The 6436-nt window shown below is 72.2% G+C and carries 3 protein-coding genes; all 3 read right to left on the bottom strand.

The window, feature by feature from the left end:
• Positions 1-329: 329 nt before the first annotated feature.
• From treZ to glgX, 3 genes are read right to left on the bottom strand one after another with little or no spacing between them, the layout of a single operon-like run.
• Positions 330-2036, bottom strand: a complete 1707-nt coding sequence (gene treZ / locus AMY39116_RS0326220; RefSeq protein ID WP_020420582.1) for a malto-oligosyltrehalose trehalohydrolase — start codon at positions 2034-2036, stop codon at positions 330-332.
• Positions 2033-4303 (bottom strand): malto-oligosyltrehalose synthase, encoded by a 2271-nt coding sequence (gene treY / locus AMY39116_RS0326215; protein WP_020420581.1) that lies wholly within the window; start codon positions 4301-4303, stop codon positions 2033-2035. The genes treZ and treY overlap by 4 nt, the downstream gene beginning before the upstream one ends.
• Positions 4300-6417: a glycogen debranching protein GlgX gene (glgX, locus tag AMY39116_RS0326210; protein ID WP_027936239.1), complete on the bottom strand. Its 2118-nt coding sequence runs from the start codon at positions 6415-6417 to the stop codon at positions 4300-4302. The genes treY and glgX overlap by 4 nt, the downstream gene beginning before the upstream one ends.
• Between the last annotated feature and the right edge of the window lie 19 nt (positions 6418-6436).

Genomic DNA, 6436 nt, shown 5'->3' with positions numbered 1-6436 from the left:
ATGGGTGGCGGGTAGGTGGGGCTGGTCGCGGGGGTGGTGAGGGTTTGGTCACCGCCGCAGAGTGCTGATCAGGTGGGGTGCGGCGGGTGGGGGGTTTGTCAGCGCACGTCGGTGCCTTCTGTGCGGGCGGATGGGTGGTCGGTACGTGGGGGCGGCCGGGTGGGTGATGGCCGGGCGTGGCGGGTCGGCGGGTTCGCCCAGGCCGGCAGCCCCTTCGGCGGGGATGGGTGGCAGGGCGGTGGGGCTGACCGCGCGGGGCGGTGCGGGTTTGGTCACCGCCGGGCGGTGGCGGTCGGGCAAGCCCGCCGGCGGTCGGTGACCTGGCGTGATCAGCCGAGCGTGTCGATCAGGACGAACGTGTCCGGGGGCAGGTGGGTGGCCGTGGCGTCACCCCACGAGAGCAGCACCTGGCCCGCCGGTTCGCCCAGGTCGGCGGCCTCGGGGCCGAAGTTGCACACCAGCCGCAGGGCGCCGCGGTCGAGCACCAGGAGCGGACCGTCCGCGCGGACCTCGAACCGGTCCAGCCAGGGGTCCGCCAGCTCCGGCCGGGACCGGCGCAACGCGATCAGCGACCGGTACAGGTCGAGCACCTCGCGGTGCCCCTCCTTGCCCGGCTCGGACCAGTCCAGCCGCGAGCGCTCCACCGTCGCCGGGTCCATCGGGTCCGGCACCTCGGCCTCGCCCCAGCCGTGGCGGGCGAACTCGCGGCGGCGGCCCGTCCGGACCGCCTCGGCCAGCTCCGGGTCCGGGAACGACGCGAAGAACTGCCACGGCGTGCGCGCCGCCCACTCCTCGCCCATGAACACCATCGGCGTGTACGGCGAGCAGAACACGATCGCCGCGCCGCAGGCCAGGCGCCCGAGCGGCACCGAAGCGGACAGCCGGTCGCCGGTGGCCCGGTTGCCGATCTGGTCGTGGTTCTGCAGGTAGATCAGGAACCGGTGCCCGGGCACCGTCCGCGTGTCGACCGGCCGCCCGTGCGTCCGCTCCCGGAACGACGACCACGTGCCGGCGTGGAAGAACGCCTGCCGCAGCGTCCTCTCCAGTGCCCCGGGCGCGCCGAAGTCGGCGTAGTACCCGCTGGTCTCCCCGGACAGCGTCACGTGCAGCGCGTGATGCAGGTCGTCGCACCACTGGGCGTGCAGCCCGTACCCGCCGCCCTCACGCGCGGTGACCAGCCGCGGGTCGTTGAGGTCGGACTCGGCGATCAGCGTCAGCGGCCGCCGCACCGCCGCCGACAGCGCCTCCACCTCCACCGCCAGCTCCTCCAGCAGGTGCGTGGCCCGCCGGTCGGCCAGAGCGTGCACCGCGTCCAGCCGCAACGCGTCGACGTGGAAGTCGCGCAGCCAGCCGAGCGCGTTGTCCAGCACGTACCGGCGGACCTCGTCGGAGCCCTCGCCGTCCAGGTTGAGCCCTGGACCCCAGTCGTTGCTGCCTGCGAAGTACGGACCGAACCGGTCCAGGTACGCCCCGGACGGCCCGAGGTGGTTGTAGACGACGTCGAGCACCACGGCCAGGCCGCGCGCGTGGCAGGCGTCGACGAACCGCTTGAACCCGTCGGGCCCGCCGTAGGGCTCGTGCGCCGCGCCCCACAGCACACCGTCGTAGCCCCAGCCGTCGGTGCCGTCGAACGAGTTGACCGGCAGCACCTCGACGAACGTGACGCCGAGGTCGACGAGGTGGTCCAGCCGCCCGATCGCGGCGTCGAAGGTGCCCTCCGGGGTGAACGTGCCGACGTGCAGCTCGTAGATCACGCCGCCGGGCAGCGCCCGCCCGGTCCACGACCCGTCGGTCCAGTCGAACGCGGAGTGGTCGTAGATCCGCGACGGCCCGTGCACGCCCTGGGGCTGCCACGACGACCGCGGATCGGGAAGCGCCTTCTCGTCGTCGTCGAGCACGAACGCGTAGTCGGCGCCCGGCGGCGCGGGCACGTCGGAGAACCACCAGCCGCCGCCACCGGCCGTCATCTCGTGATCGGCGCCGCCGGTGCGCACGCGCACTCGCGAGACGGCGGGCGCCCACACCCGGAAGGTCATGACTCTCCTCGCACCAGCAACGCGACCGGATAACGCGCGAGCATTTCCGACAGCTCGCCGGTGACCGCCGCGCCGGTGATCGCGTCCGTCCACTCACCGGCGGGCAGCGGCAGCACCGTGCCGCGCCAGCCGCCGCTCTCGGCCAGCCCGACGGGCAGCCGGGTGGCCACCGTGATCAGCCCGGTGCGCTCGAAGGCGACCACGTGCGCCGCGGCCGGGCCCTCGGCGTGCAGGCGGCGGTAGCCGGTGAACAGCTCGGGGGAGTCCCGGCGCAGGGTCAGCGCCCGGTGCACGACGAGCAGCTTCGCCGCGCCGGAGGAGTCGACCGGCGGCAGCCACCCGCCCTCGATCTCCTCCAGCAGCGCGGCCCGCAGCGCGTAGTCGACCGGTCGCCGGTTGTCCGGGTCGACCAGCGAGAAGTCCCACAGCTCGGTGCCCTGGTAGACGTCCGGCACGCCGGGTGCGGTGAGCTGGATCAGCTTCTGCGCCAAGGAGTTCGACCACCCCGGTTCGCGCACCCGCGCCACGAACGACTCGACCTCGGCCGCCAGGTCCGCGTCGCCGAGGACCTCGTCCGGCCACGCCGCGACCGCTTTCTCGAACTCCTCGTCGTGGTCGGTCCAGGTGGTGCGGAGCTTGCTCTCCTTGGCCGCCTTGTCCAGGTAGTCCCGCAGCCGCTCCGGCGTGATCGGCCAGGCGCCCACCAGCGTCTGCCAGGCCAGCAGGTTCAGCGACGGCTCGTCGATCCCGCGCCGTCCGGTCCACCGCCGGACCGCGTCGGCGAACTCGCCGGGCACCTCCGACAGCACCGCCAGCCGCGCCCGCACGTCCTCGGACCGCTTGGTGTCGTGCGTGGTCAGGGTGGTCATCGCGGCGGGCCAGCCCGCCTCGCGGGCGGCGGCCATCGCGTGGAAGGCGTCCACGGAGGCGCCGAAGTCGTTGGGGGAGCCGCCGACCTCGTTGAGCGCGGCGAAGCGCGTGTAGCGGTAGAAGGTCGTGTCCTCGGTGCCCTTGGCCACCACCATCCCGGAGGTCTGCTGGATGCGGGTGGCCAGCTCGCCGTGCGGGTCCTCGCGCACCTGGAAGTCCAGCGCGTCGATCGCCTCGGACAGGTCGGGGCGCGCCGCGCGGGCAGCGGCGGTCGCGGCCGCCCAGTGCGCCTCGCCCTCGGGCAGGTAGGACCGGTACACCGGGAACGCGACCATCGTCTCGGCCACCGCTCCCTGCGCCGCCTCCGGCTCCACGCCGCGCACCAGCGCGGCGATCCGGCGCACCTCGGCCACCAGGATGCGGTCGGTCACCAGCCGCCGGGCCCTGTCCTCGACCTCGTGGTAGTCCACCGGCTGGCCCAGCGACCGCGCCAGCTCGGTCAGCGGCGCCTCGCCCGCCGGGTCGACGAACAGCCCGGTGATCTCACGCAGCGCGTCGTAGCCGGTGGTGCCGTCGACCGGCCAGCTCTGCGGCAGGTCCTCGCCCGGGTGCAGGATCTTCTCCACCACGAGCCACGCCTCCGGCGCGCCGGCGCGCAGCATCCGCATGTAGCCGCCGGGGTCGGCCAGGCCGTCCGGGTGGTCCACGCGCAGGCCGGTGACGTCGCCCTCGGCGACCCAGCGCAGCACCTCGCCGTGGGTGGCGTGGAAGACGTCGGGCAGCTCGACCCGCACCGCGGCGAGCGTGGTGATGTCGAAGAAGCGGCGGTAGTTCAGCTCCGCGTTGCCCCGCCGCCAGCCCACCAGCTCGTAGTGCTGCCGCGCGTGCACCTCCTGCGGGCTGCCCTCGCCGGTGCCCGGCGCGATCGGGAACCGGTGCTCGTAGTAGACGAGTTCGTCGCCGTCGACCCGCAGCTCCGCCACGTCGGCGTCGTCGCCGAGGACGGGCAGCAGCACCTTGCCGCGCCGCCAGTCGATGTCGAAGTAGTCGGCGTGCGCCGAGCCGGGGCCGTTCCGCAGCACGTCCCACCACCACGGGTTGGCCTTCGCGACCTCGACCGCCATGTGGTTGGGCACGATGTCCACGACGAACCCGAGCCCCGCGTCCCGCAGCCGCTTCGCCAGCTCCCGCCGCGCGTCCTCGCCGCCCAGCTCCGGCCGCGCCCGCGTCGGGTCGACCACGTCGTAGCCGTGGGTGGAGCCGGGCGTCGCGTCCAGCACCGGGGAGGCGTACAGCGCGCCGACGCCGAGCTTGCGCAGGTACGGGATGCGGTCGGCGGCGTCGGCGAAGGTGAACTCCGGGCGCAGCTGGACCCGGTAGGTGGCGGAGGGTCTCATGCGTCCACCCGCTGCAGCACCACGAGCGAACGAGCGGGCAGGTTCATCGTGCCGCCGGCGGCCACCGGCTCACCCGGCTCCTCCGCGACCGTCCCGGCCTCGGTGTCGACCACCACCGCCCAGCCCGCGCCGTAGTCGGCGTTCGGCAGGGTCAGTTCGATGTCCTCGTAATGCGCGTTGAACGCCAGCAGGAACGAGTCGTCGGTGACCTTCATGCCGCGCGGGTCGAGGTCGTTGATGCCCTCGCCGTTGAGGAACGCGACGATGGCCTTGCCGAAGCCGTCGTCCCAGTTCTGCTCCTTCATCTCCTCGCCGGAGGGCGTGAACCAGGCGATGTCGCGCAGCTCCTCGCCCTTGCCGATCGGCTTCCCGGCGAAGAAGCGGCGGCGCCGGAACACCGGGTGCTTCTTGCGGAACGCGGTCAGCGCGGCGGTGAACTCGACCTGGTCGGCGTTGGCCTTGGCGAGCGACCAGTCCATCCAGGAGATCTCGTTGTCCTGGCAGTAGACGTTGTTGTTGCCCTGCTGGGTGCGGCCCATCTCGTCGCCGTGCAGCAGCATCGGCACGCCCTGCGACAGCAGCAGGGTGGCGAGCATGTTGCGGCGCTGCTTGGCCCGCAGCGCCAGCACCTCTTCGTCGTCGGTCTCGCCCTCGACGCCGCAGTTCCACGAGCGGTTGTCGTCGGCGCCGTCCCGGCCGTCCTCGCCGTTGGCCTCGTTGTGCTTGTTGTTGTAGGACACCAGGTCCTGCAACGTGAAGCCGTCGTGCGCGGTGACGAAGTTGATCGAGGCGTACGGGCGGCGGCCGTCGTCCTGGTACAGGTCGGACGACCCGGTGAGCCGGGAGGCGAACTCGCCGAGCGTGGCGGGCTCGCCGCGCCAGAAGTCCCGCACGGTGTCCCGGTACTGGCCGTTCCACTCGGTCCACAGTGGAGGGAAGTTGCCGACCTGGTAGCCGCCCGGCCCGACGTCCCACGGCTCGGCGATCAGCTTGACCCGGCTCACCGTCGGGTCCTGCTGCACCAGGTCGAAGAACGTGGACAGCCGGTCGACGTCGTAGAACTCGCGGGCCAGGGTGGCCGCGAGGTCGAAGCGGAACCCGTCGACGTGCATCTCGGTGACCCAGTACCGCAGCGAGTCCATGATGAGCTGCAGCGTGTGCGGGTTGCGCACGTTGAGCGAGTTGCCGGTGCCGGTGTAGTCCATGTAGTACTGCGGCTCGTCCTCGACCAGCCGGTAGTAGGCCTGGTTGTCGATGCCGCGCATGGACAGCGTCGGGCCGAGGTGGTTGCCCTCGGCGGTGTGGTTGTAGACGACGTCGAGGATGACCTCGATGCCTGCCTCGTGCAGGGCCTTGACCATGCCCTTGAACTCCTGCACCTGGCCGGCCTGCTCGGGCAGCGCCGCGTAGCCCTCGTGCGGGGCGAAGAAGCCGATCGTGTTGTAGCCCCAGTAGTTGCGCAGGCCCTTCTCGGCCAGGCCGTGGTCGGTGATGAACTGGTGCACCGGCATCAGTTCGATCGCCGTGACGCCGAGCTTCGTGAGGTGGTCGATCACCGCGGGGTGTGCGAGCCCGGCGTAGGTGCCGCGCAGCCGCGAGGGCACCTCCGGGTGGTTCATCGTGAGGCCGCGGACGTGCGCCTCGTAGATCACCGTCTCGTTGTACGGCGTGCGCGGCGGCCGGTCGTCACCCCAGTCGAAGAACGGGTTGACCACCACCGCGTGCGGGACGTGCGCCGCGGAGTCCGCGTCGTTGCGCTCGTCCGGCGAGCCGAACGGGTAGGCGAACAGCGCCTCGTCCCAGTCGACGTGTCCGGCGATCGCCTTGGCGTACGGGTCGATCAGCAGCTTGTTCGGGTTGCAGCGCAGGCCGCGTGACGGGTCGTACTCGCCGTGCACGCGGTAGCCGTAGCGCTGGCCGGGGCCGACGCCGAGCAGGTACCCGTGGTGGACGAAACCGTCGACCTCGGTCAGGCGGTGCCGCTCCTCGGTGCCGTCCTCGTTGACCAGGCACAGCTCGACGTGATCCGCGACTTCCGAGAAGACGGCGAAGTTGGTGCCCACACCGTCGTAGGTGGCACCCAGCGGGTAGGGCAATCCGGGCCAGGGCGGCACAGGTTCTCCTCTTTGCGTT

Origin of the sequence: Amycolatopsis sp. ATCC 39116, assembly GCF_000231075.2 — a bacterium.
In the GTDB taxonomy this organism is placed as follows: Bacteria; Actinomycetota; Actinomycetes; order Mycobacteriales; family Pseudonocardiaceae; genus Amycolatopsis_E; species Amycolatopsis_E tucumanensis.
Note: the sequence above shows the minus strand (reverse complement) of the source record. Positions and strands in the feature narration are given on the sequence as shown.